The organism is Oribacterium asaccharolyticum ACB7 (assembly GCF_000238075.1).
GTDB classification, from domain to species: Bacteria; Bacillota; Clostridia; order Lachnospirales; family Lachnospiraceae; genus Oribacterium; species Oribacterium asaccharolyticum.
The window spans coordinates 190047-216178 of sequence record NZ_JH414505.1; the positions used below are offsets into that span (position 1 = coordinate 190047).

The window sequence follows — 26132 nt, forward strand, 5'->3', positions numbered from 1 at the left end:
TTCGCACTTTCCGCTGTCAGGTATTTCATGGGGCATACATTTGATTACACAGTTACCTTGTTCAGCCCTTCGGTATCATCCATTTCAGAATCATACCTACTACGGCTTCTGCTGACTTCTCACAGTTCGTTGTTGCTACGGCGAGTTTCCTCGTCTGTGAGACCTCACGGGATAAGCCTGCCAGTCTTTCCTCGTCTACCTGCCTGATTTACGCCTACGGGTTACGGTTGCCTTTTGGACTTTGCTGCTTTTAGCCAGCTCATCCGCCGTAAACGCCTTAATATCAGGTTTCTGTTCGTCAGGCTACGATTTCGCTATCCCTTCTTCTCGCCTACACCTCGCGATGTAAACCTTGGGAGTCGCTATGGGGTTCGTCGGCAACTACGCCCCTTGTGGACTTGCACCACAGATTGACGGCATGCCCGTCATACTAAAAAAAGAGAGTACAGATTACTCTGCACTGTCTACCCAGGCCTTCAGCTCTTCTTCCGTTCCCAGAAAGCGTCCCTGCAACATTTCCTCTCTTCCTCCTCCGGAAAATCGTCCTGCGTCCTTCCATTTCTTAAATCTTTCTAAAAACCCGCTGCAACCTGCTCCGGCAAACTGCCATTCCTTCTCTCCTCTCCTGGAAAAGCAGAAAAAATCCGTATCCACATAGGATTTTAAGCTTTCACAGGCTTTATTAAGAAGAATCATCTCATAGTCCGGAAAATGAAAGACAGCAAGCTTTTCCTTTCCATAGTATTCTAAGCCCTCGCCGCGAAGGGGTTTTCCTGTAAGAACGGCTTTTTCTTGTTGTATAAGCAGTTCTTTCTTATAAGAATTTCCAAGCAGCTCTACTGCCTGCAGGGAAAGGGCGATTCGTCTTCCTCTCTCCTCTTCCGTCTGTTCCTTCAGCTTATCCACCCGTTCGGAAAGGTTTTGATAGTCGGTACTTAACTTTCTGGATGCCTCCAAAAGCAGCTTTTCTTTTTTCTGCGTGTCCAAAAAAGCGAGCTCCCCGGAAAGCAGGAAAACTCTTGTTCCTCCCCGGTGTTTCTCAAAGGATAGAAGCTTAAAGAGTCCGATTTCTCCTGTCCTCTTCACATGCGTTCCACAGCAGGCACAGCTGTCCACTCCGGGAATGCTGACCACTCGAATCGCACCGGAAAGGGCTTTCTTTTGGCGAAATTCCCTTGTCTTCCATTCTCGCTCGAGGCCTCCGCCAGGCTCTTCTACTGACAGCTGTTCCGCACTTGTCTCCAGCTCCTCACTTTTCCCCCCGTCTTCTGCATCGGGCAGGCTTTTTAAATTCTCTTTCCCGAAGTCATCTTCTAGGTATTTCTCCTCTACCGGCAGATTCCTTCGAATCACGGCATTCACTGCCAATTCCAGCTCCGAAAGCTCCTCTTCCGAAAGTTCTCCGTTAAAGTCCACGGTGACATGCGGATTGTCCCCGAGAAGCTCCATGTGAAAGCCGACATTGCTGTAACCGAAGCGCCGATTGATGAGCCCTGCGAAAATATGCTCTCCGCTGTGATTTTCGGACTGCCTCCTTCTATAGGCATAGTCTACCTTACACAGCACCTCTGTTCCTTCCGGAATCTCTTTTGCAAGAAGATGCACGATATACTCATCCTCTACATTTTCCGCAAAGAGAAGCTCTGCGCCATCTATCGTCCCCTTGTCCGGCGCCTGTCCGCCTCCCTCCGGATAAAAGGGTTCTTCGGAAAGCCGCAGAAGAAAAAGAGCGGGAAAGCTTTTCCCCACTCTCTTCTCCCATGCCGCCTTCTCTTTTCCTTCCAAAGGCAGGCAAGACAGAACCTTTGCCTTATAACTCTCTTTTTCCTCTTGATAATACAAAGCATTCTTAAACATCGTTAACCCTATTCCAATCTGCCGCTTTCTTCCGTCATTTTCCGAATCTTTTCCGCCACGCTCTTAGAGAAATCCTCCTTTGCAAAGCGGTAGCTCCAGTTATTACCCAGTTTAGATGGCGTATTGATGCGTGCTTCTTTTCCCTTATGCAGATAGTCCTGCATGGGAATAATGGCCGTGTTGGAAACCGAGTCCAGGGTCATTTTGATAAAGAAATCGACATAATCCATCTTAAGAAGCTCTTCTACAGTCCTACCGCTATAGTCTGCCGCCATTTCTCGATCTTCCGGAAGGATTTCCAAAAACCAGTCCTTTAAGACCTGATTGTCATGGGTTCCCGTATAGCAGACCGTGTTCTTGGTCCAAGTATTCGGACGGTAATCTCCGCTCTCCCTCGAGTCAAAGGCAAATTCCAGGAGCTTCATACCCGGGAACCCGCTGTCTGAAACAAGCTTCTTCACCGACTCCGTGACATAGCCTAAATCCTCCGCAATCACTTCTTTCTTTCCGAGCGCCTCTTTCACGGCACGGAAAAGCTTCATTCCCGGTCCTTTTTCCCAATGTCCGCGCTTTGCATTTTCATCTCCGTAGGGAATGGAAAAATATTCGTCAAAGCCTCGGAAATGGTCAATTCGCACGATGTCATAAAGGGAGAAACAATGCCTTATTCTGGAAATCCACCAGCTATATCCTTCCTCCTCGTGCTTTTCCCACGCATAGAGCGGATTTCCCCAAAGCTGTCCATTTTCCGCAAAGGCATCGGGAGGGCAACCGGCAACCGCCGAGGGCTCTCCGTTTTCCTTAAGCTGAAAGAGAGAGGGATGATCCAAGACATCAGAAGAATCCAAGGAAACATAGATCGGAATATCCCCGATAATCTTTATCCCCAAGCTATTCGCATAGTCTTTCAGGCTCTTCCACTGCTTGATAAAAAAATACTGGCAAACCTTATGAAAATCGGCGGAATACGGCAGCTTCTTCGCCATAAACTCGGCATAGCGCGGAAGCCAATGCGCATTTTCCGAAAGGAAGGCGCTATAGGCTTCTTTCTCTTTCTCAAGGTTTTCCTTGCTGTATTTTTTTGCTTCGCCATGCTCTGCACTTCCGCTCGAAGCGGTATCCAAATCCAGCTTCTCTAAAAAACGCTTTACCGCTTTTTCCAGTACAGGAAAACGTAGCGTATAAAGCTTTCCGTAATCTACGTGCTCTTCCGAATCGGAAAAAGAAAGGTCGGAAAGCTCATCTTCCAAGAGAAGCCCCTCTTCCGCCAAAGTATCAAGGTCAATAAAATAGGGATTTCCCGCAAAGGTGGAAAAACTCTGGTAAGGAGAGTCCCCGTAGCCTGTCGGCCCCATAGGGAGAATCTGCCAATAGCTCTGTCCCGCCTCCTTCAAAAAACGGACAAACTCTCTTGCTTCCTTTGAAAAACTTCCTATTCCGTATTTTCCCGGTAAGGAGAACAGAGGCATCAAAATCCCCGCCCTTCTCCGCTCTAAAAGAAAACTGCTCATATCCTTTCCCTCACATAAAAAAGTCCACTTCCAAAACTACGGTTTCAGAAGCGGACTTTAGCGAATGCGACTGTAGCGTTTCCATAGCCTTTTTCGCTATGAACACCTTCCTTCTAAAAACATAGTTTATTCAAATTCATCGTTCTTCGCAATTGTATCACAATAAATGCAGCGATACTGCCTATTTTTTCCCTCAATCTTCTTAAATACCTGCGGAAGCTCCTGCTCCGTGGAAGTAATGCAACGCGGATTCTTGCAATGCAGGACATTTTTCAGCGTCTCCGGTAAGGATAGGCAAGCCTTATCCACTCTTTTTCCGTCCCGAATATAGTTTACGGTGATGCCCGGATCGATGTAACCAAGCACATTTAAGTCAAGGTCAATATTCTCCGCAATCTTTACGATGTCCTTCTTTCCCATCTTTCCGGAGGAGCAGTTCTGGATGAGCGCCACCGGACTGTTCAGATTCTGGAGTCCCAGATACTGATACACCAGCATGCTCTTGCCTGCCTTAATGTGATCTAAAACAATACCATTCTCAATTCCATCTATATTCATTATGATTTCCTTTCCTTATTTAACAGTTTATCTTACAGTAAAATGGATTTTTCTATACTACCAGAAAATACTATTTCGTTCTTTTTCCTAAAGCGTATGGAGACGCCGGCACTTGCCGAAAGCAAGCGCAGCGAAGCTCGAGGCTTAGTGCCGCTCTGTCGGAATCGAGCGAGAGCGCCTTTAGAAAAGAGTATATGAATGGAAGTACAATCTTTAATCAATAAATCTATATTTACTTATCCAATCCGAGAAGCTTCAAAATCAGCGCCATTCGCATCTGCTTTCCGCAAAGTGTCTGATAGAAATACTTTGCGCGCTTGTCCTTATCCACTTGAACGGAAATCTCGTTTACGCGGGGAAGCGGGTGAAGAATACCCATTGTTTCTTTTGCATTTTTCAACTTTTCCGGAGTCAGAACATAGATGTCCTTTAAGCGGAGATAGTCTTCCTCGTTAAAGAAACGCTCTCTCTGGACTCTCGTCATATAGAGGATATCCAGCTCCGGAATCGCGCCTTCCAGGTCCGTCGTCTCTCTGAACTCCGCGCCGGCTTCCTTCAGTTTCTCAATCTCATACTCCGGAAGGCGAAGCTCTTCAGGGGAAATCAGAATATAGCGGTTATTCGGGTAGCGAAGCATGGCATCGATTAAGGAGTGCACGGTACGGCCGAACTTCAGGTCTCCGCAAACACCTATGCATAAGTTATCCACTCTGCCGTAGGTTCTATGAATGGTCAGAAGGTCCGCCAAGGTCTGTGTCGGGTGGAAATGTCCGCCGTCACCGGCATTGATGAACGGAACCGTTGTGTGTTCTGCCGCTACAACCGGTGCACCTTCCTTCGGATGCCTCATGGTAATGATATCCGCATAGTTGGAAACGGTTTCAATCGTATCGGCTACGCTTTCTCCCTTGGCTGCAGAAGAACTCGATGCCCCTGCGAAACCGAGGACGGAACCGCCGAGCTCCAGCATAGCCGCCTCAAAGGAAAGTCTGGTTCTTGTAGACGGTTCAAAAAACAGAGTCGCCAGCTTCTTATGTTTGCATCGCTCCCAGTAGTCTTCGGGCTTTGCTTCAATCTTATCCGCCAAAGCCATCAGCTCATTAATTTCCTCAATACTCAGATCCAAAATGTTAATGATACTACGATTTTTCTCCATCCTTTTACCCTTTCTTATGCTCAAACATCATCTATAGAGAATCCTTTTTCAGGATTTGCTCTTATGCATTACAGCTGTTCCACAAACACTAACTTTTTCCTTCACAAGGAACAGCTTCGTTTTCCGTCTCTACTTTGCCATCCAGGACTCATCGGAGGGATTATCTCTAAAGTGCAGGAGCTTCGCCTCTTCTTCCTTTTCGATATAGCCCTTTGCAACAGCTACCGGCAAGAGAGAATCCAAGTCGCAGAGGGAGTAATTCACTACATTGGCCTCGCTCAGTCTCTTCTTTCCCTTTTCCATTCCGTAGGTGAAAATGCTCACCACGCCGAGCACCTTGGCTCCATTTTCCTCTAAGACCTTCACACAGTCGATAACCGATCCGCCGGTGGAAATGAGATCCTCCACCACAACAACGGGTTCACCCGGAGTAAGCTTTCCTTCAATCTGATTTTGTCTGCCGTGATCCTTAGCAGAGCCTCTCACATAGCCCATGGGAAGGTCCAGGATTTCCGCGGTTAAAGCGGCATGGGCAATGCCTGCCGTAGACGTCCCGAAAAGTGCCTTTGCCTCCGGAAAATGCTCCTTCACAAGCTCGGCAAGCCCCGCCTCAATCTTTCTTCTTACCTCCGGAAAAGAGAGGGTCAAGCGGTTATCACAATAAATGGGAGAATGAATTCCCGATGCCCAGGTAAAGGGCTCCTTCGGTCTTAAAAATACCGCCTGAATGGATAATAAAGCCTCTGCAATTTCTTCTTTTCTCATTTTTTCCCTCCTGCTATATGGACTTATTAAACTAATTTTGTACTGTATTAGACAATCCTTGCTGTGCCGCTGTATTCCGGCTTTTCACAAAACTCTACTTTTATTCATAAAACTCAGCCTTCCCATTATCTTAGAAAGGAAGTTTAGTCGCAGAACTGTCTTACCGCTTCTCTATAGGCCTCTACCGGATTTTCCGCCTGCGTAATGGGCCGTCCCATCACGATGTAGTCCGAGCCCGCTTCCTTCGCGTCCGAAGGGCTCATGACTCTCTTCTGGTCCCCTATGTCACCGCCCTTAAAGCGAACACCCGGAGTAATCGTTAAGAAGTCCTTCCCCAGCTTTTCGTGGATTTCTCTTGCTTCCCAAGGAGAGCAAACCACACCGTCGAGCCCCGCCGTCTTCGCATTTTGTCCGTAGTGGAGCACAACCTTTTTCAGCTCTTCCTTAATGAGAAGTTCCTCCTCCATACACCTTTGGTCTGTAGAGGTAAGCTGTGTTACCGCAATAAGAAGCGGACGATTTTTCCGCTTTTCAGAGCTTGAGCTCTCCTCTTCCGCATGGCAAGCACAAGCTTCATTCTCTCCCTCCTCGAAGGAAAGACCGCAAAGTGCCTGTCGCATCATTTCCACTCCTCCGGACGCGTGCAGATTCGTCATGTCCACACCGAGGTCTCTTAAAGAGCGCATTCCGCCCTTTACGGTATTCGGAATATCATGAAGCTTTAAATCCAGAAAAATCTGATGTCCTCTCTCCTTTATTTTCCTGACGATCTCCGGTCCCTCGCTGTAAAAAAGCTCCATTCCCACTTTCACATAGGGCTTTCTTTCTTCCTTTGCAAATAAATCCAAAAACGCTAAGGCCTTCTCTCCGCTCGGAAAGTCCAGCGCTACCATAACATCCTTTCCCATTTTGGCTCCTTCCCATTTTTATCTATATATTTTCATTGATTTATCTTGAATTCGACCTTGTGCCTTCTATGTTTTCGAATTCAGTTTATCTCTTCTATAGAACTAAACTGCTTTTAACTAAACAATTCCGATAATATCCTGTATATCCTTAATCCCCAGTCTCTCGCAAAGTATTGGAAGTTCCGTGATGATTTCTTCGCAAACCCTCGGATTCACAAGGTTCTCCGCCCCGACTTCCACCGCACTTGCACCCGCCATCATCATTTCCAAGACATCCTCCGCACGGCTGATTCCGCCCATTCCGATAAGAGGAAGCTTCACTGCTTGATGTACCGCATAGACGGCACGAACGGCAATCGGGAAAATGCCCGGTCCGGAATAGCCTCCGACCTTGTTTGCCAGCACCGGCTTTCTTCTCTTAATATCGATTCGCATGCCGAGCACCGTGTTGATGAGTGAAAGACCGTCTGCCCCTCCGCTCTCTGCGGCTCTGGCCATTTCCGTAATATCGGTTACATTCGGACTTAACTTCATGTAAACCGGCTTCTTCGTCTTTTCCTTTACTACTTTACAAACCGCTTCCACGGACTTTGCGTCCGTTCCGAAGGCCATACCCCCGTGGGATACATTCGGGCAGGAGATATTCACTTCTAAAATGCCGACATTTTCCACCTTATCCATCTCTTCAGAGAGGATAGCGAAGTCCTCCAGAGAAAAGCCGGAAATGTTCGCTACCAAAGGTTTTTTGAAGAACTTTCCAAGGCGCGGAAGCTCCTCTTCTACAACCTTTTTCACACCAGGATTCTGGAGCCCCACGGAATTCAGCATGCCGCCCGGACACTCCGCAATACGGGGAAGGGCATTTCCCGGCCGTTCCTCCACCGTCGTTCCCTTAAAGGAAATGGATCCAAGGATATTTAAGTCGTAGAGACTCTTGAACTCTTCTCCGAAGGCAAAGGTGCCGGAGGCGGGAATAATCGGATTGTCCAACTCTATTCCCGAAAGCGTTGTTTTGATGCTTACCATTCGATTTCCTCCCATGCAAATATCGGTCCGTCCTTGCAGATGCGCTTCATGCCGGACTTCATTTTCCTGCTGCAACCCATACAGGCTCCGAAACCGCAACCCATGCGCTCCTCAAAGCTGAACTGTCCTCCCTCTACCTTTTCATACACGGCGCGGAGCATCGGCTCCGGCCCGCAGACCATGGCATAGTTATGATTTCCGAGCAGAGAGGTTACAAAGCCCTTCTGTCCGTGACTGCCGTCCTCTGTCGCCACATTCACGGGAACGCCCAGTGTGCGGAACTCTTCTTCAAAGAAAACATCTTCTTTTGCGCGGAAGCCCAAAGCAACATAAGGGTGTTTTCCGGCTTCTACCAGCTTTTTGCAGAGGTAGTAGAGAGGCGGAACACCGACTCCGCCGCCGCAGAGTACAGGATTTTTCGGGGCGTCCTCCACGCTGTAGCCGTTTCCAAGTCCTGTTAAGATGGAGAGGTATTCTCCCTCTTCCATGCAGGAGAGCTCTTCCGTTCCCTCTCCCAAAACCTTATAGATGAGTGTCAAGGTATTTTCCGAAACATCACATACGGAAATCGGTCTCCTCAAATACTTACCGGGAATCTTAATCTCGCAAAACTGTCCCGGCGCTGTAAATTCCGAGCAGTCCCCGTCCAGCTTCATCAAGAAAACCTCTTTTGCAATCATTTTGTTTTCCAGTATCTTAAACTCGCATTCTTGCATGCAGTTTTTCTCCTCTCCTTACTCTTACTCAACTCTTTCCCCATAATAAAGTTTTTTCCAAAAGTAAACCGTTTTCAGAAAACACAGTTCTTCCCTGGTATGCCCTTGCTCCTCAGAGTCTTAGTCTTCCTAAGCTTTCAAAATCCCTTTTTCGCTGTCATAGACTTCTCTTCCCTGATAGAAAGTCTTCAGCACCCTGCCCTGTACCTCCTGACCGGAAAAGAGCGTGCTTCTGCCTTTCGTATAGAAGCTCTCTACATCTACCTTGTACACTGCGTCAAGGTCTAAAATCGCAATGTCCGCTTCGGCCCCGTTCTCGATATACTTCGGTCCGCAAATCGGGAAAATTTCTCTCGGCTTTGTGCACATCAGCTCCAGTAGCCTGTAGAGGGAAATCGCTCCATGCACTGTCTTCCCTCCCTCAGAAAGAATTTCCGAAACCTTTGCCTTAGCTTTTCGTCTGTCTACTCGTGCTTCTTCTCTGTCTAAGGGGTTCCGGAGAACCATATTGTGGAGCATAGCCGGAAAGGCGGTTTCCAGTCCTACGATACCAAAGGAGGATTGGGAGAGACCCCTACTCTTTTCTTCCGCACTGTGCGGCGCATGGTCCGTGATTAAACAATCAATCGTGCCGTCCTGTATTCCCCGAATTAAGGCTTCTCTGTCAGCTGCTGCTCGAATCGGAGGATTCATCTTCCAGCTTCCGTCTTCTTCCAAATCCATGTCCGTAAACATGAGGTAATGCGGTCCGGTCTCTCCCGTCGCCTTCACTCCTCTTTCCTTCGCTTTTCGAAGAAGCTCTACGGATTCTTTTGTGGAAATGTGGCAAATGTGATACTGTGCGCCTGTCTCTTCCGACAGCCGAAGGTCTCTTTCCACCTGCTTCCATTCCGATTCAGAGTTAATCCCGATATAGCCATGGGCTTTTGCAAAGTCTCCGTCATGGATACAGCCGCCCGGCTTTAGTTCACTTTCATCTTCACAGTGTGCAACGATAGCCTTTCCGAGCGCATGCGCTTTTTGCATAGCCTCTCGCATAAGTGCCTCTTCCTGCATGCCCTTTCCGTCATCGGAAAAAGCAATCACATCCTCTGCTATCTCCTCCATATCGGAAAGCACACCTCGTCCCTTTTGTTCCCGGGTAATCGTACCGTAAGGATAAACCTTAATGAGTGCATCCTTCTCTATTGCCTGAAGTTCAACGGAAAGATTCTCCACGCTTGATGGCGGCGGATTTAAGTTCGGCATAGCACAAATCGCGGTATACCCTCCGTGCGCAGCTGCCCGTGTTCCGCTCTCCACCGTTTCCTTATACAAAAAACCGGGCTCTCTGAGATGTACATGAACATCTACAAAGCCCGGAACAATTAATTTCCCCTCTAAGTTGTAAACAGTAGTATTCTCTAAATCATTTTCAGAAAAATCAAGAAAAAGTCTATCTTCGGAAAGCAATACATCCGCCTTCCCGATTCCCTCTTTCGTATACACATAGCCATTTTTCAGAAGTACCTTACTCACCTTGTCCTCCTATCCTGCCCAAATGTCTGCAAGAGTATAGCAAAAAAAGAAGAGGGTGGCAAGGGGGAAAAATGGACTTTGAAAAATACAAAAAAAGACTTTGTTTCAGCAAAGTCTTTCCCTCCTTCCGGTGTTTTCCTATTGAAAACACCTCCACTCATGACTGAGCGTGGACTTGAAGTCCACTGCTCACTTTGCTTCGCAAAGCAGATTCCTTCGGAATCTGGTCTCACTCATCCCACCCTTCTTTTGGCATGAGGAAGGCAAGCATGGTCTTCTCTTCTCCGTCCTTCAGTTTTATATCGTCCAAGTGAGTCTGCTTCGGGAAGTTCATGCTGTCTTCAGACTCCACAAGAAGCCAGTTTACCCCGGCGTGCCTTGCGTCTTCCAAGGCATCCTGCTTATCTTTCCCCTCTCCGAAACAGCCTTCCAAATCAATCACATCCACTCTATAGCCTTCTTCTTTTTTCCGAATAATAGCCGGATAATAATACGTCATTTTTCATTCCCTTCTTTCTATCCATTTCTTTTACTGATTCTACTCTAAATTTTTCCGCTATTCCTGCATTCTCTTTCTATATTGATTCGGCGTTTCCCCCATAATGGTCTTAAACGTCTTAATAAAATTCCCCTGATTATGAAAACCCGTATTCTTGGCGATATCGATAATTTTCTCCTCCGTATGCACCATAAGCTCGGTTGCCATTTTCACCCGATAACGGTTCAGATATTCCAGAGGCGGAATGCCTACATGGTTTCCGAAGAAGCGGGTAAAATACTGTTCATTTAATTGACATAACGAAGAAAGGTCATGAATATACAGCCTCTCTCTATAATGCTCCTCCATAAAAAGAATACAGTTTTTCAAAAGCTCAGTCTTTCTCTCTTCTTCCAGCGGGCTCTTATCCCGAATCAATCCCATACTCTCCATGGTTGCAAAGAGATGCAACATTTCCGCACGGACGTACATATGTTGTGCCAGACCTCGAAGACTATATTTCTTACTGGCCTCAATACTCTTATCATTTGTCCCGTGCTTGTGAAAATACTGCACCAGACGAGAAAAGCTTTGCACCGCCTCAATAAATCCCATATCGTTCAAACTGATATCTTCCGGAAAAAAACGGGAGCCGTTCCTGAGCGGTCCAAAAAAATCCTGCTCCAAAAAATCCCCTTCTGCAAAAGAAAAATCTTCCAAGCGAAAGCAAAGAGAATGCTGAACCGCCTTATCCGATGTCGCATAAAGCCTGTGGAAACAGCCTCTCGGGATAAAGTAGAGAGATTCTTCCTTGATTAATTTTTCTTTCAGGTTCAAGTAAAGCTGAAATTCTCCCTCTTGGAAATAAATCAGCTCATCATAATCATGCCAGGTCGCTTCTACCGCCAGGCGCTCTCTTTTTCCGCTGAGACTGCTATACAAAACGGGTAAACTTATAGAAGAGGTCGTGTTTTGTTCCGTTTTCATTTTTCCCTCTCCTTCCCCGTATTAAAAACGAGATACCGCACGCTTTGCGAGCGATACTCGTTATGAATAAATGTCGAGCCGTTCATGCGATAGGTTCGCTATAGACAAGCTAACACGCTTTTCACAATGCATAAAATTTTCATAATGCATAATATTTTCATAATGCATAAAAATAGCTACACCTCCATCGAAGTGTAGCTATAAGTTTATCATAGGAAGAGGCTTTTATCCAGAGAGCCGCAAGCGAATCGTTAAAACTATTCTTCTTCCTTTAACTGAAATTTACTCATAAGCTCATTTAAAGTATGTGCCTGTCCGGAAAGTTCTTCAGACGCAGCGGCACTTTCTTCCGCCGTAGCGGAATTGTTTTGTACCACGGAGGAAATCTGATCGATTCCCACGCTTACCTGCTTTACCCCCTTGGCCTGTTCATCCGACGCCTGAGAGATATTCCCGATCATACTATTGATTTTCTTACTTTGCGTGGAAACCACTTCCAAAGATTGAACTGTTTCCCCGGAAAGCTTTGCACCCTTCTCCACTGCATCAATTGCCTCGGCAATCAAGCTGCCGGTATTCTGAGCGGCCTTTGCAGATTTTTGAGCAAGATTACCTACCTCATCCGCTACAACGGCAAATCCCTTTCCGGCTTCACCTGCGCGGGCTGCCTCAATAGCGGCATTTAAGGAGAGAATGTTGGTTTGGAAGGCAATATCATCAATGGTCTTGATGATTTTGCTGATTTCCTGGGATTTTACCGTAATATCCTGCATGGCTTTTGCCATCTCATCCATCTTATCGGTGCTGACATTGACGGCTTTTTCCGCATCATTGCTTAACTGAGCTACTTCCTCGGTGATTTTCAACGTACTGTCAATTTTATGAGAAATGTCAACCATTGTAGCGGAGAGTTCTTCGATGGAGGATGCCTGCTCCGTAGCCCCCTCGGAAAGAGACTGGGCTGCATTACTCACTTGTTCCGATCCCGCCTTTACCTGTTCTGCGGAATTCTTAATTTCCTTCATAGTATCGGATAAGTCTCCACGAATGTCCCGAAGAGACTGTAAGAGCGGTGCATAAGCACCGGCATAATACTCCTGATCCTCCATATCCACGCGATAGTTTCCCTTGGACAGTTCGCTGAGTTTGTTCTGCAGGTCGGAAATAATCACCCGAATTCTCTGCATGATTTCTCTCATGCTCTCTGCCAGTTCTCCAATCTCATCTTTCTTATTGTACTGAATATCTACATCGAAATTTCCCTTAGCCACTTCCACACCCGCAGAAGAGATTTTCTTTAAGGGTGCCAAGGAGGTTCGAATCAGGAAATGCGTAAGACAAACCAAAATCAATACACCGAGGATATTGGATAACAACGCCGTTTTAACCAAGGTCATCAGGGTGGCATTGTATTCCGCCTCGGAAAGGCTTACAGTCACCCACCAATCGGAGTCTCCCACTTCTACCGGCGCAATATACCGTTTTACATTTCCCTTGTCTGCACTGGAGGTCACGGTAGTAAAGGATTTTCCTTCTTCCTTCTTTGTTTCAAGAGCATTATATGCTTCCTCCGGCATAATTTCTTTTAAGGGTTTGGCAATGGTATCCGCATCCATGGAATAGGCAATATTTCCTTCATTATCCGCCAAGTCTATAGCTAAAGAAGGAAAACGCTCGTCCTTCTGCTGCAAGAGTTCGAAAACGTCCATTTTCATATCCACAAGAACATATCCTTTAAACTCTTCTTTTATGACGATGGGAACCATAATGGAAAATACCCAGTCCTTGGTATAGGCATCCTGATAAATTCCACTAACACTAAGCTTTTTCGTTTCTTTTAAATGCTTGAAATCCTCTTCTTCCTGGTATCCTGCGGAATAGGTTTGTATCGTTCTTGTTTTCGCATTTTCCTTCGTAAGATACAAAGAATAATCATCCACTCCCGGAATAAAGGCATCTTTATCAAAATAAATCCCTACCCCAAAAATGCTGTCATCACTGTTTACCGCCGCGTAAAGCGCGTCCAACATAGAGGATTCGGCGTTGTAGAGGTTTGCCGGAATGGCAACGTTTCTTATACGAGATTGAAACGTGGCGGGCCCCATCGCTTTGGCAGAAACCGGATCACCCTTACCATCCACAACATTCCAGATTTTGGCCGGAGCCGCTCCCACCTCTTCCTCCGTCTCATAGGCCGATGAAATTCCTTCTTTAATCGTTTCGGCAACCACCTGATTTTGGTAGAGTATATTTTGAATATCATTGATTGCCATATGGGTTTTGTCCACCATATTGCTGTCAATGCTTTTTTCCATGCTTCTCTTACTGATATCAATCAAAATAGAGCCTGACCCAATTAGCGCTATCGCCGAGCAAAGGCCAAGTAAAATCGACATTTTGCTGCTTAAACGCAAGCTATGGAATAAGCCGGCCTTTTTAGGACCGGCTGGTTTTTTCTTTCGTTCCACTCCCTTATTCATTTTCTTCTTCTCCTCTGATGCTAAACACAGCTGTATCCGCTGACTCCTTATTTTTTCGTCGGAGAGCAGGAAAAGAATAAGAAATATAGGAAAATCTTATACTACGGGCTTGCTATATAGTAGATTTTTTATAGCTTAAACGAGATATCACACGCTTTACGAGCGATACTCGTTATGAATCAGTTCTGCCACTTTCTTCCTTACCTCTCCCATATCCGCCGTCGGCTCAAAACGTTCCACAACATTTCCGTCTCTATCGACCAAAAACTTCGTGAAATTCCACTTAATATCCGGATTCTTCTTATAGTTGACATCTCTTGTCAGGCACATTGCCGCCATGGCAAGCCCCTTCGGACTATGCCCAAAGCCGGAAAAGCCCTTCTGCTCCTTTAAGAAAGCATAAAGAGGCAGTGCATTGTCTCCGTTTACATCCGACTTCTTCATCTGCGGAAACTTGGTATTATAGTTTAAGGTACAGAATTCATGAATCTCTTCATCGGTTCCCGGAGTCTGTCCGGCAAACTGGTTGCAAGGGATGTCAATGATTTCCAAGCCCTTCTCATGATACTCCTCATAAAGCTTCTCGAGATCCTCATACTGCGGCGTGAATCCGCAGCCGGTTGCCGTATTCACGATAAGCATAACCTTACCCTTATTCTCTGCCAAAGAAAGCTCTCCGCCCCCTACCATCGGTACTGAAAAATCATAAATGTTCATTTTGTTCCTCCTTTTTGATTCTTACAACTCTGTACTGCTTTTGTTTGAAAATATTTGCCATGCACACTTGCTTCCACTCTCTCCCCTACCCGATATACGAGATGGGGTATAAAGCAAACAGCAACTTTTAATTGTTTACAATTTAATTATAAGCAATATTTTTCTCCTGTCAAGAGTTTTGATAAGTGACTATTGTCCTTGAAATGCTCTTTTAAATAGGATATCATTAGTTCGGATAAAGCGAAATAATGAAAAGGAGACTCTGACATGATCGTATTAGACTTTGAGCTAAAGGGAATTTATGGATTCAATGATTTTCATATCAATTTCAGTTATCCCAAAAAGATTGTCAATTCGATTATCGATCAGGAATATCTGAAAGGAAGAGAGCGGTTTCGCTATAAGAAGGCTGTAATTCTTATGGGTGCTAATGCTACAGGAAAGACCAGCCTTGGAAAGGCTTTGCTTCGTATTTTCGGATATATGACTGATGGAAATCCAACACCGCTGTATGAGATGGTTTCAGGCGATAAGGGATACTTCAGTATTGATTTTGTAAATGGTGATTACCGCCTGCAGCGGTTGTCAGCTCAGATTGATACTTCTAATCAGGAGATTGACATTCAGTATCAGACCGCAGACATTGATACGATGGATTCGTATGAAAAATGTGTAAAGAAGCTGAAAGATCAAACAATAGAGGCAACCAGAACCGCTACAGCACTTAAGAAGCTGGTAGGTGCTGTTCGATATCGTTTTGCATATCCTGAAATAGAAAAATCTTTGAAACTAACAGGTGCAAATAAAATCATTTTGTTGAAGACACTGCGTGCTGTTATTGGAACGCTTGATCCTACATTGCAGGACGTTAGTTTATCAAAAGATTTGAAGGATACCTTTATTATTCGGCGCGGTGGAACGGAAATCATCATTCAGGAAGGTAAACTACTGAATCGGGAGATACTGTCCAGTGGTACAGCAGAAGGAATAGATGTCGCAATGTTCCTTGCTGCAATGGCGACAAAAGAAAGCAGTTTCTATTATTGTGATGAACATTTTTCTTATATTCAGAGCGATATTGAAAAACGGATTTTCGGTATTATGCTGGATCGTACCGGAGACGATGAACAGTTGATTTTTACAACGCATAATACAGATATGTTGGATTTGAACCTGCCGAAACATAGTTATGTGTTTTTGCGTAAGCATCTGGAGGAAGGTGTATATCAGGTTTCTGCTGTTTCTGCATCGGATGTACTGAAACGAAATACAGACTCTTTACGCTGTGCGGTCGAGAATGATGTGTTTGCCTCGCTTCCGCAGGATTCCCTTTTGGACGAGTTGGAAATGGGGTGGGAAGATGAAGGTCTTCAATGACAAAAACGCCTGAAGCATTTAGTTTTGTGGAGAATAATAGTTCTCAAATTAAAACATTATAATCTTTGATGCCTCGTTGGGAAACCAACGGGGTATTTTTTTGCCCCAATCCGGCTGTACAGAGTATTGGCAGCTTGCCTATTCTCTTCTAATCCATAGGGATTTTTTTCTTACATGAATGCTATTTAAAGAAAGAAGTTCGCGAGAACTCCATTTTCCACCGTATAGGACTGGGCAATCGCCCTGAACTGTAGTACTATTCATTCTGAAACTTTAGCCAATCCCCTTTACTCGGAAAGGAGCTCTCTTAAGTCATGGAAAGCGGAACATTAAGCCTTTGTGCCACCCCTATAGGAAATCTGGAAGATATCAGCTTCCGTGTGCTCCGCACGCTGAAAGAGGCGGACTGCATTGCCGCAGAGGATACAAGAAATTCCATTAAGCTCTTAAATCACTTCGAAATTAAAACGCCGATGACCGCCTACCATGAGTTTAACAAGGTCGAAAAAGCGAGGGAACTCGTCTCACGTCTTTTAAAAGGGGAAAATATTGCTCTCATCACCGATGCCGGCACTCCCTGCATCAGCGACCCCGGAGAAGAGCTGGTACGGCAGGCAATTGACGCCGGTATCCGCGTAGAAAGTCTTCCCGGCCCTGCCGCCTTTGTGACTGCCCTGACACTTTCCGCTCTGAGTACAAGACGCTTTGTCTTTGAGGCCTTTCTCCCTACGGAAAAGAGCAATAAAAAGGAACGAAAGGCGATTTTGGAGAGCCTGAGCACAGAGGAACGAACGATAATTCTTTATGAGGCCCCGCACCATTTAAAGAAAACTCTCGAAGACCTTCGGGCGGCTTTTCAGGAAAATCGAGCTTTAAGTCTTGCCAGGGAACTGACCAAAAAGCATGAAGAAGTGCTGTATTTCAGTTTGGATGACGCCATTCGGAAATACCAAGAGGAAGAACCCAGAGGAGAATATGTTCTGGTCCTTGCCGGAGCATCCCGTGAGAAGAAGAAAGAGGAAGCGCAGGCCAAGTGGGAGGAACTCTCGATGGAAGAACATTTTGAGTATTATCTTAACGAGGGTTACAGTGAAAAAGATGCTCTAAAGCAGATTGCAAAAGACCGCGGAATGGGAAAGCGGGATGTCTATAAACTCATAAAAGGGGCTGTAAAAAAATCAAAATAATAAAGTGATTTTTGCAATATAGGTCTGAATGCGGGGTAGTCTGAGCCCGTCGGTACTTGCGAAAAACAAGAGAAACGCAGTTTTTCGCTTAGTATCCGTTACGTGGCGAAGCTAGCGAGAGCGTGCCCAAGTTCAGACCTATATTGCTAAGAAAATTATTTTGATTTTTTACAGCCCCTTTTATGACTCTTTATGCCTCTTGCTTTTCTTTTTTCTTCCGTCTTAAGTACTCTTCCAAAAGAACGGCACTGAGCGCACACATTCCGAGATAAACCGGCAATTGGCTCCGGTCTCCGGTAGCAACCCATCTGCCATAGATATCCATCTGTCCTCTTCGCATCGCACCAAGGATTTCTCCGATGTAATTCAGTTCATCCAGGTCTTCTTGGCTTAATGTCCTGCTGGAACCGAGTACCTCCGCCAGACGGTCTGCAATCTCATCCCTGGTATAGCCGCCGCCGATTTCTCCCTTTTTCTTCTTGGGTCTGATGATTCTCCCCTTCTTGGAAATGGGCGTTTGGGAACTTTTATGCGGCAATCCGTACTTTTGCAAATAGCGGATGATTTCCGGATGCAATAAGCGTTTGGGGAAATAAATCGGATTTCCGTTTTTATCCAAACCGACAAAAATCAGTTCCACATCATCCGTTACTGCAGGATTGTTTGGCTGTGTCTCCTCCACTCCCGGTTCACCGCCATTCGGTTTTTTCCCCGGAATCCTTCCGGTTTTGCTGACATGCGGACTACCTCCGCCATGGGATTCTCTCGGATAAAGCAGCCACTGGAATGTCAGTTTCTCTATCATTTCTTCCCCTTCTCCCAAGACTCCTTCCTCATTCATCGGATAGTAGAGATCGGTCTGCAAATCTCGCTTTGTTCTGCGAATGTACAGCTCTTCTCCCTTGGAAAATGCCGTCTGGTATCTGGGACGAGTCGGATTTCTCAGGTCTCTTCCATAGGAAAGAACCTGCATTGTTCTGCTTCCGTCCGTTTCTTCCACAATACGGAAAGCCGTCTCCATACTCGGATTCTCATACTCTCTTTCTTCGGAAAGGTTTAAAAGCAGATAGTCTTGTGCCAGAGTCAGGTTCTCTATCGCGAGGTTTCCGTCCGCATCATTTTCAAAAACTTCCTGTAAAAGGTAGTCCTCTCCATGATAGGAAATAACGGTTTTCGGCACCCTTTCACGATATTCGGTCCCCTTCTCTATGCTGTCATCTTCTCCCTTCTCCCCTTTCAACAAATCCTTAAGGCTCCAGTCTTTCTTCATGTAAAGGGCATATTTCTGCTCCCCGACATCCTTTGTTCTGGTCTTAAAGTCCGTCGTATGGAAGGCAATTTTGTCCTTCTTCAATCCGTATGTGAAAACAGGCTCTTCTCCCGGACTAAAACTTTCTTTTGCTCCGTCTTCTTCCTTTTCCACCGTAATATTGCTGTCGGAAGCCACCGTAATCTTGTAGAGTCCGATGCCGTCCGGGGAAAGATCCAGATTCTTCCTGCTATCCGGGTCTTCCGCTAAATTACTTGCACTGGCACGAAGATAATAGCTTTTTCCTCTTTCCAGTCCGAAGATGCTTAAACTTCCTTCGGCATAGGGACGATATCCGTTTCGCTTGGCGGCACGAATCTCTCCTGTCCGGACAGCGGAGTCTATCTTATAGGTGGTAAATGCTGTCGGCGTGTTGACTCTATCTCCATTTACCGTAAGCTTCAGATTCGCAGGAATAGCCTGAAGTCCTGCCGAGTCTTCGGAAAGCAGGTAGGAAATACCGTAAAGCGGTAAAGCTTCCGTCTTTCCGACGCGTTCCTGATGTTCCACCCTTGCGGAAAACTGTAAAGCCGTACGCTCCCTGGCAAGGTCCAGGTAATTCCTGTCCACATGGGAAATGATGCTCTTATCCGCTTGGATAAGCTCTATACGGTTCTTATTGTTGATCTTAAACTGCAAATCCTTCATCGGACGAAGAGAGGAGGGAAGCATAGTTCCTTCCTTTATGGTATAGACCTGTCCGGCAAGAAGGTCTCCGGAAATCAGCACAGCCCCCGATTCCGTTCCGCTGCTTCCTGTCGTATACGTTTTCTCCGTTGATCCGTCACGGAAATTTCCGGAAATCGTGAAGCTATACGATTTCATTGCTTCCTTATTTTCCCAGTTTTCTATTTTCTTATCTTCCGGCGAATAGGATAGCAAAGGATCGATGCCAAACATACTGATCTGAATTCCGTTTTTACTGTTTTCTTGCTGTGTTGTTACGGAAAGACTTGTAGCAGAAAACGTAAAAGGCTTCTTCTCATGCGATTTCCCGTAAAAATCGTCATCAATCAAATAGCCGCTCGGCTCCTGCAACTCCTTAATATAGTAATTCTTATACCAATCCAGTCCGGTAAACTGCAGTTCTCCGTTTCCGTTCGTAATCGCTGTATAGTCTGCACCGTTCCTCTGTACCGCTACCTTTCCGCTTGCACCGTCGGTATAGAGGCCGTACTTGGCACCGCTAAGTTTCTTCGTTGCATCGTGAGAATCCACCTTGATCAGCTTTAAAGTTCCCGGGATACGATCATTTTGCGCAATCCCTTCTTCCTCTTTTGCCGGAATGCCATCTTCCACATCAAGACGGGATTTTAAAGACTGGGCCTTCAACTCCTGTCCCTGATCGGCATTTCGCACAATAAAGACATACTTCTTTTTCTGTGCGCCTTCTTTCTGCAGGCTATAGCCGGTCGGCTCCTTTGTCTCTACAAAATAGTACACACCGACAGGAAGGCCTTCCGTCAGGGATTTTGACTCATAAACCTTGTTGACTTCTTTTTTAGCGGGCTTTTTCGTCGTAATCTTTCCGTCCTGATCCGTAGTGTATACGCCCAGAGCTTTTGCATTTTCGGTTTCGGATCTAGCCAGGAAATTAAAGTAATCCGGAGTGATACTCAGCTTGTTTCCGTAGTAGGCTTCGAGTCCCTCCGCATTCAGCCTACGATCGGAATTCTTCACCTGATAAAGCGTAAACTCCGCCCCCGCCAAAGCTTTAAAATCCGTACCGCCCTCTGTGGTCGGAAGTGCATCCAGCTTCTGCAAAGTAGCATGTGCCAGAACACGGGTTGCCCGAATCGTCAGCGTCTTTTTATTTGCGGAAACCGTTCCGGAAAGTCCTCTTTCCTTGACCTTCTCCATGCTTTTTCCGTCAGGACTTACTTTAAAAAGAACGTAATCACTGTTCTCTCCTTGCTGATTCTTACTCTGTACGTAAAGGATAGACTGCTGCTTTCTTTCCAGACGGTAGTAGCCGTCCGCTTCCAGCTTGTTAACGGTATTATTTGTCCAAGAAGTAATCGGGGGCAAGTTTAGCCATTCTCCATGCTCCTTAGAAGGATAGATCACAAATTCGGTATCCAAAACGGCATAGTTATTTTGATCTTTCTCATCAAAACTGAAGGAAGTCGGCTGATTTTTCATCTTTAAGGTATTTCCGGCTACTCCAAAATTCCCCAGATTCTCCGGGCCTGCAGGTACAATACCGCTTCCGTCGGCCTTTAAGCTAAAGCCGCCCTTCGCTCCGATTTCATAGCCCTTCGGTGCGCTCATCTCTTCGATTGTGTACTTGGTTTTTCCGTCTGCTTTCAACACGCCTTCCAAACTGAAGCCGTTCCCCGTAAGATTGTTTTTATCTATTGTGATGTAAGCATTTGCCCCGTCTTCCACAAGGGTATAAGTCGCCGCTCCGTCCCCCTTTAAGAAGTCTTCCTTCTTTCCGCGCAAACGGAACTCTCCCTCTTTCAAGTTTACGGAGTTATTTTCATTCCACTTTTCAAAACTGAACTTAGAGGGATAGTTCTGCATCGCAATCGGCGCCGTAATGGTGGCCCCGTTATAAATTACTTCCGCCTGGTTCTCTCCTGCACCCTGATTGTCTTTTACTTCAAACTGAATTTTCGACGAAAGTGTATAGCCCTCTTCCGTCTTGATTTCCTCCAGTTCATACTTTCCCCAGGGGAGGTCTTTAAAGCGCAGATTGGCTACTCCGTTTACGGAAGGCGCAGTCTGAAGCTCTTCCACGGTATCTGCAGCATTTAAGTCGGCATACTGATACTCCCCTTCAGAAAGCTTCTTTAACTTTAAAACGCGCTTCTCCGTATTGTCATTCTTCTTCGGGAAAATGGACAACTTGAAAACGGCTGTATAGTTATTTCGGTTTCCCTGATTTTTTCCGGTATAACGCGAGGTAAAACTTAGAGCATGCTCTTCAAAATGCTTCTGAATCGTCAGTTCCCCTGTCTTGTAAGTCTTACGCTCACGCTCGTCTGTAAAGAGCTCTCCCTTTTTCTCCTCTATTCCAAGTATATTCCGGGTAAGGGGATAGATATCCTTGAAATATTTTTCTCCGGTGTTAATCCGATACGTTCCGTACTGTGTCTTATCCAGACTATAGCCTGCGGGAGCCTTTAGCTCCATAATATAGTATTCCTTATTCCGATCTCCGGCTAAGCTGATTTCTCCCTTGTCATCGGTATCCTGAATATCTTCTGCCAGACCCAGAACTTTCTCGTCATCCGAAGCGGCAAGCGCAGTATTCAGTTCAGACAAATCGTCCTTTAAGAAGAGTCCGTATCTTGCCTTTGCAAGCGGAAGCTTTGCGGAAAGAGAATCCACCTTCTTCATATTAAACTGCACTTTAGAGCTGGAGGAACTCCAGTCCATATTTTTATTCAAATCCACTATGGCGATGCTCTTACTCTGGCCCTTATCCGTTATGGTATTCTCCGCCCGCGTTATGGCACTCTCTCCTTTGACCATTTTAATATAGGTTCTATAGGTCAGGATGTAACTCTTATCCGTATTATTCGGAAGGGTAATTTCCAATGCCGTGGTATACGCTTCCTTCGAAGCACTCGTATAATTTCTTTTTCGCTCCGCCTTCCAGACTCCGGTGCCCTTGGGAAGCGGAGTAAGCCCCTCCGGGGTATCCGGCAACTTGGCCGTTCCGGAAACGTGCCCGACCTCATAAAGCTGCACGGAATCCAAATCCAGGAAGGTTTTATCCTGAATTTCATCCCTCAGAATGCAGGAGCCGGAAAGCTTTGCTCCGAGCGGGTTGATTTTCACCGTCCAATTAACGACATTGGTCTTTTTTCCCGCCTCTTCTCCCTGTTTTCCCGTCTTTTTCAGGATTTCATTCCATAAATTCTCCGTGTTTGCATGCCCTTCCGCCGTCACGGTCACCGCCGTATTGGACGGATTACTAACCTGACTCGTCGGGAAAGTCGTGGACTCCAGTTTCGCCGTATTTCCGGCGTAGATTTCCATATCCTGCAGCGAGTCCGTACCGGAAAATTGATAGAGGCGCTTCCGCCCTTCTTCATTTAAATAGGCATAAACATCCAGTTCCAGCCGGTTCTCTAAAGGCTGATTCAAGGCCACTTTTACCAACTTATGCGTATCATCGATCGTAAGCTCGGATGCGGAAAGCTTCTGCTCGCCGCCCGCCTTATGAATAATAGCCTTTGTCGGATATTTGGGGTCGTTGGAATCGGTTATCGTGAAGTACTCTGCCGAAAGTGCAGTCGCCCCCGTTCCGTCCTTCTTTCTAAACTTAAAAATAGTGGAGAGGTCGTCCGTAAGAACCACGTTTTCCAGACCCTTATACTCGTCATTGTTTGCGTTAATGGTGAAATGGAAATACGCTCTCTGCTCCTGATCATCGTAAAAAGTCTTGATTTCCTTCCTCAGAAGATCGTTTGAATGGCTTTGCTTTACCTCCTCGGATTGCATTTCATGCCGCAGTAATGTTCCCTGGTAAATAGCCAGTGTAGCTTTATTCTTATACTCATGGGCCTCTTTATTGTGCCCGATATAATGCAATGCCTTTGTATGGTAGCTTATTTTCAGCTTGGACAAGTCCAAAGGCACGGAACTTCCTACTTTTTCCGCTGTGATTTGCAGCACACCGCCGGCCGTATTGGGTGTAGCACTCGGCGTATAGCGCACAGTAAGATTCGCAAGGCTTACTCCCCCGCTTACTATCGTATCCGTCTTATCGGCACTGTCAAAGTTCGCTACGGGTTCATCCCTTAAAATGTCCGTACCCTTGTAAGAAATACTGAGATCCGCTAAGGCACTGTCTCCCGTGATGTTATCCGTAACGATCGCTTTATCGTAGTCGTCTCCTCTTGTGGATACATCCAGACTCCAGCCCATAAGAGCCTTATCCTTATTCCAACTGCCTGCCGTTTTCTTGATAAAAGCTTTGTGGAAGGGCACGTTGGCAATCGAAGGAATCTGCGTCACACCGAAAGAGCCTCCGTCCGAAAGGGGATATTCCACCTCTACATGAGCCGTATTTTTAACCTGTGCTCCGGTAGCGGAAGGCTCCTCTGCGCCTTCCTCCACCTTGGTCCGGAAGCTGATGCGATAAGCCTGATCAAAGCCGGTTCCGAAATTCACCCTAAGCTCATTTCCTCCTCCGATATTGCTGGGAGAAATGACATAGTCTACCGTGCTCGCATGCCCGTCGGATCCGCCGCCCGGGATGCTTTTCTCCCGGTTTCCCTGGTTTAGAATAAGGATTTTCTTCGGTCCGTTCAGACTTTCAATCTTGATTCCCTGCACTTCGTCTACAATCAGCCCGGAACTCAGACTATCCACAACCGCCACTTTATGCGCATAAGCACGATTCGTATTAAAATCCATCTGCCAGCTGATATACTTTCCTTCAGTCTGACCGCCTTCTTTTTTCAGCTCCACTTTCTTGACGCTCATATCCGCAACAGCTTCCGTATGCGTCTTCGTCGGATCCGATACCAGACGGGAAGGATCCTCATGACTGAGCTCCACCTTATTTTGCTCTACATTTTGCGGATCTGTATAGATCTTCTTTGTTAAGCCGGTCGTGAAAATGATTTTTTGCGGTGCACGAATAGGCTCTCCCTCTTTCGGGAAAGTAAAGGAATAAGTACCCTTTGTATTCTTGCTTTCTTCTATGGCTTCTTTAATGTTGATATTGGAGCTTGTCGCCGGATTTTGCCACTCCGCATCCAGGAATTTTAAACGATTTTCATCAAAAATATCTGTCACGGTGAGGCCATTCAGTTTCGCGCCCTTGCTTTCCGTTCCGACTTCAATCGTCCACCGAATCTTTCCCTCCTTTTGGAGATTTTCAGCGGTCTTCTTTACGCCGGAAATGAGTTCCGGAATCGCCGGAAATTGCATCACATGTGTCTTTCCCGGGATATTGATTTCTACGGAGGTCTCTCCCTCCGCCTTAATCTTGTCAGGATTTAAGCGGAACTTTAAAGGGATATTTTTCAAAATATCCCGGATATTTTCATCCTCTATTCCCTCGGTGAATTGCAACTGAAGTTCGTAATGATTGCTTACCTTCTTAACTTCGTATTGAAAAACCTTCTTCCCGTCTTTGTTGTATACACCGCTGTCTGCAATAGAGGGATCCGTCGGGGAGGGATTCACATGCACGGCCTGCAAAAGTTCCGGAAACGGAATCCGAATGGTATCTCCATTTTTAATGCTTCGATTATTCTTCACTTCAAAGTAAAGTGACATTTCCACCGTATCCAGATTCAGAGGGTTATAACTCTTGTTGATTTTCCAGTTCGTCTTTCCGCCTGCCTCCGTCGCGGTGAAGTCGGAATCCGTCGTTTCACCACTAAGACGTCCGGTAAGATTTTTCAGACTAAAGCTGACATCTTTTCTGATTCGTTCTTCTCCTGTTGTACCCGCCCTATAAAAGGAAACAACGGAAAAGCTGTCCAAACTGAATTCCAGCTTGTCCCGCTTATCGCCGAGATACTTCTTTCCTTCTTTTACGGAAAGCGCCTCTACCTCGATATCCTCCTTCTTCACGTCCAGAATATCCAAGGTACTGATGCCGTCTTCCTTCTTTTCCTTCTTTAAGGGTAAATGCGTCGCCTGAAGCTCTCCCTTTCCTTCCAGAGGCTTACGAAAGGAAAATTTCAGATCGACCGTTCCCCGGTTCGGCTCGATTTCCTCGTATTCTCCCGTTTTTTCTTCCGTCAAAAAGAAGCCTATATCATATAGGCGCAGGTCCCCCGCCCGGAAGTCCTCCTCATGCTCCGTAAGCGCTTCAGTATAGGCACTGTATTGCTCCGGTCTTTCTTCTTCCTTAATCGGGCGCACCAGAAAAACCACTCCCTTCGGCAGGCTTTCCGGCACGGAAAGAGTGGCATTGACCGTAATCTCCTCATCCTCATACTTGAAGCTTTTGATTTGATTGGCTTCCATATAGGAAGGACTGGTCAAATCCTGCTCCGGATCGGATGTGTTTTTCTCTTTTTCCTTTTTGCTCTCGGCATTCATTCCCTGATAAAGGGAATCCTCAAAGCTTTCTCCGGATCCTTCCGTAAGAGCTTCTTTTTCCGCAAGAGTAAAGTCTTCGGCACTTCCGCCTTCTCCTACGAAAGCTTCGCCGCTTCCGCTGTCTTCTCCCTGCGGATTCAAAACAAAATCCTGCTCCGAATCCTGCATTGCGAGCACCGGAATCTGCTCCTCTCCCACTGCTATGATGCTTTGCATCACAATCATTAACGCCAAAAATAAGGAAAATACACGTCTCATATTACCCATCCTTAGAGCAAATCGATACTGCCGGTTCCCTCCTGCAGTATACCCGTTAATAGTTTCACCCGTCTTTTTTGACTGGTTTTTTTGCTTTAAAAACAAGACCGGATTTTTACGCTTCAACTAATTAAAAATATTTAAATTAGTGTGCTTTTCTAAATATCACCTCATTTTATCGACCGAATTTATACAAATATAATAATAAAAGGCAAGTAAAAGGAAAAACAAGTTAAAAGAAAATCTTTGGCAAGCAAAAAGCAGAAGCCGAGCACGCTTCTGCTTTTCTTTCCGCCTTAAAGACGGA

The 26132-nt window shown here is 46.0% G+C and carries 16 protein-coding genes; 2 read left to right on the top strand and 14 right to left on the bottom strand.

What is annotated here, in order from left to right; genetic code table 11:
- Positions 1-450: 450 nt before the first annotated feature.
- The 13 genes from HMPREF9624_RS05875 to HMPREF9624_RS05940 all read right to left on the bottom strand — a co-directional run bounded on the left by HMPREF9624_RS05875 (position 451) and on the right by HMPREF9624_RS05940 (position 14677).
- Entirely contained in the window at positions 451-1857 is a 1407-nt protein-coding gene (locus tag HMPREF9624_RS05875; protein ID WP_009536955.1) for an alanyl-tRNA editing protein, read from the bottom strand.
- An 8-nt stretch (positions 1858-1865) separates the two neighbouring features.
- On the bottom strand, positions 1866-3368 hold the full coding sequence (malQ, locus tag HMPREF9624_RS05880) for a 4-alpha-glucanotransferase (RefSeq protein WP_009536956.1): 1503 nt from the start codon (positions 3366-3368) through the stop codon (positions 1866-1868).
- A 126-nt stretch (positions 3369-3494) separates the two neighbouring features.
- Positions 3495-3926, bottom strand: coding sequence for an aspartate carbamoyltransferase regulatory subunit (locus HMPREF9624_RS05885; RefSeq protein WP_009429674.1), 432 nt, complete (start codon positions 3924-3926; stop codon positions 3495-3497).
- A gap of 232 nt (positions 3927-4158) precedes the next feature.
- A complete protein-coding gene (gene pyrB, locus HMPREF9624_RS05890; protein ID WP_009536957.1) occupies positions 4159-5082 on the bottom strand; it encodes an aspartate carbamoyltransferase in 924 nt (307 codons plus the stop codon).
- Between the two features lie 129 nt (positions 5083-5211).
- Positions 5212-5847, bottom strand: a complete 636-nt coding sequence (gene pyrE / locus HMPREF9624_RS05895; protein ID WP_009536958.1) for an orotate phosphoribosyltransferase — start codon at positions 5845-5847, stop codon at positions 5212-5214.
- A gap of 143 nt (positions 5848-5990) precedes the next feature.
- A complete protein-coding gene (gene pyrF, locus HMPREF9624_RS05900; RefSeq protein WP_009536959.1) occupies positions 5991-6755 on the bottom strand; it encodes an orotidine-5'-phosphate decarboxylase in 765 nt (254 codons plus the stop codon).
- A gap of 117 nt (positions 6756-6872) precedes the next feature.
- Positions 6873-7781 (bottom strand): dihydroorotate dehydrogenase, encoded by a 909-nt coding sequence (locus HMPREF9624_RS05905; RefSeq protein ID WP_009536960.1) that lies wholly within the window; start codon positions 7779-7781, stop codon positions 6873-6875.
- Positions 7775-8497 carry a dihydroorotate dehydrogenase electron transfer subunit gene (locus HMPREF9624_RS05910; protein ID WP_009428620.1) on the bottom strand — a complete coding sequence of 241 codons (723 nt, stop codon included), beginning with the start codon at positions 8495-8497 and terminating at the stop codon, positions 7775-7777. Before HMPREF9624_RS05910 ends, HMPREF9624_RS05905 begins: the two co-directional genes overlap by 7 nt.
- 129 nt (positions 8498-8626) lie before the next feature.
- Positions 8627-10015, bottom strand: a complete 1389-nt coding sequence (locus tag HMPREF9624_RS05915; protein WP_009536961.1) for a dihydroorotase — start codon at positions 10013-10015, stop codon at positions 8627-8629.
- A gap of 229 nt (positions 10016-10244) precedes the next feature.
- The gene (locus HMPREF9624_RS05925) at positions 10245-10514 is read right to left on the bottom strand and encodes a type II toxin-antitoxin system HicB family antitoxin (protein WP_009429718.1); all 270 of its coding nucleotides are present in this window, start codon (positions 10512-10514) and stop codon (positions 10245-10247) included.
- 57 nt (positions 10515-10571) lie between these two features.
- Positions 10572-11480 carry an AraC family transcriptional regulator gene (locus HMPREF9624_RS05930; RefSeq protein WP_009536962.1) on the bottom strand — a complete coding sequence of 303 codons (909 nt, stop codon included), beginning with the start codon at positions 11478-11480 and terminating at the stop codon, positions 10572-10574.
- Between the two features lie 257 nt (positions 11481-11737).
- A complete protein-coding gene (locus HMPREF9624_RS05935) occupies positions 11738-13960 on the bottom strand; it encodes a methyl-accepting chemotaxis protein (protein ID WP_009536963.1) in 2223 nt (740 codons plus the stop codon).
- 156 nt (positions 13961-14116) lie between these two features.
- Positions 14117-14677 (bottom strand): glutathione peroxidase, encoded by a 561-nt coding sequence (locus HMPREF9624_RS05940; RefSeq protein ID WP_009536964.1) that lies wholly within the window; start codon positions 14675-14677, stop codon positions 14117-14119.
- Between the two features lie 267 nt (positions 14678-14944).
- Between HMPREF9624_RS05940 and HMPREF9624_RS05945 the strand changes: the two genes are divergently transcribed.
- Together HMPREF9624_RS05945 and rsmI are read left to right on the top strand one after the other, a co-directional pair.
- Complete coding sequence (locus tag HMPREF9624_RS05945) at positions 14945-16054, top strand: AAA family ATPase (protein ID WP_009536965.1); 1110 nt, start codon at positions 14945-14947, stop codon at positions 16052-16054.
- Positions 16055-16368: 314 nt separating this feature from the next.
- The gene (rsmI, locus tag HMPREF9624_RS05950) at positions 16369-17241 is read left to right on the top strand and encodes a 16S rRNA (cytidine(1402)-2'-O)-methyltransferase (RefSeq protein ID WP_009536966.1); all 873 of its coding nucleotides are present in this window, start codon (positions 16369-16371) and stop codon (positions 17239-17241) included.
- Positions 17242-17431: 190 nt separating this feature from the next.
- Here the strand turns inward: rsmI and HMPREF9624_RS05955 are convergent, their stop codons facing one another.
- Positions 17432-25825 (bottom strand): MSCRAMM family protein, encoded by an 8394-nt coding sequence (locus tag HMPREF9624_RS05955; RefSeq protein ID WP_009536967.1) that lies wholly within the window; start codon positions 25823-25825, stop codon positions 17432-17434.
- Positions 25826-26132: the final 307 nt, after the last annotated feature.

What these genes read in the sequence shown, in the direction of transcription:
- HMPREF9624_RS05875 (WP_009536955.1), bottom strand. Translation starts at nt 1,857, where the DNA reads ATGTTTAAGAATGCTTTGTATTATCAAGAGGAAAAAGAGAGTTATAAG.
- HMPREF9624_RS05910 (WP_009428620.1), bottom strand. Translation starts at nt 8,497, where the DNA reads ATGCAAGAATGCGAGTTTAAGATACTGGAAAACAAAATGATTGCAAAA.
- HMPREF9624_RS05955 (WP_009536967.1), bottom strand. Translation starts at nt 25,825, where the DNA reads ATGAGACGTGTATTTTCCTTATTTTTGGCGTTAATGATTGTGATGCAA.
- pyrB (WP_009536957.1), bottom strand. Translation starts at nt 5,082, where the DNA reads ATGGAGAAAAATCGTAGTATCATTAACATTTTGGATCTGAGTATTGAG.
- pyrF (WP_009536959.1), bottom strand. Translation starts at nt 6,755, where the DNA reads ATGGGAAAGGATGTTATGGTAGCGCTGGACTTTCCGAGCGGAGAGAAG.
- HMPREF9624_RS05885 (WP_009429674.1), bottom strand. Translation starts at nt 3,926, where the DNA reads ATGAATATAGATGGAATTGAGAATGGTATTGTTTTAGATCACATTAAG.
- HMPREF9624_RS05925 (WP_009429718.1), bottom strand. Translation starts at nt 10,514, where the DNA reads ATGACGTATTATTATCCGGCTATTATTCGGAAAAAAGAAGAAGGCTAT.
- malQ (WP_009536956.1), bottom strand. Translation starts at nt 3,368, where the DNA reads ATGAGCAGTTTTCTTTTAGAGCGGAGAAGGGCGGGGATTTTGATGCCT.
- rsmI (WP_009536966.1), top strand. Translation starts at nt 16,369, where the DNA reads ATGGAAAGCGGAACATTAAGCCTTTGTGCCACCCCTATAGGAAATCTG.
- HMPREF9624_RS05905 (WP_009536960.1), bottom strand. Translation starts at nt 7,781, where the DNA reads ATGGTAAGCATCAAAACAACGCTTTCGGGAATAGAGTTGGACAATCCG.
- HMPREF9624_RS05930 (WP_009536962.1), bottom strand. Translation starts at nt 11,480, where the DNA reads ATGAAAACGGAACAAAACACGACCTCTTCTATAAGTTTACCCGTTTTG.
- pyrE (WP_009536958.1), bottom strand. Translation starts at nt 5,847, where the DNA reads ATGAGAAAAGAAGAAATTGCAGAGGCTTTATTATCCATTCAGGCGGTA.
- HMPREF9624_RS05945 (WP_009536965.1), top strand. Translation starts at nt 14,945, where the DNA reads ATGATCGTATTAGACTTTGAGCTAAAGGGAATTTATGGATTCAATGAT.
- HMPREF9624_RS05935 (WP_009536963.1), bottom strand. Translation starts at nt 13,960, where the DNA reads ATGAATAAGGGAGTGGAACGAAAGAAAAAACCAGCCGGTCCTAAAAAG.
- HMPREF9624_RS05940 (WP_009536964.1), bottom strand. Translation starts at nt 14,677, where the DNA reads ATGAACATTTATGATTTTTCAGTACCGATGGTAGGGGGCGGAGAGCTT.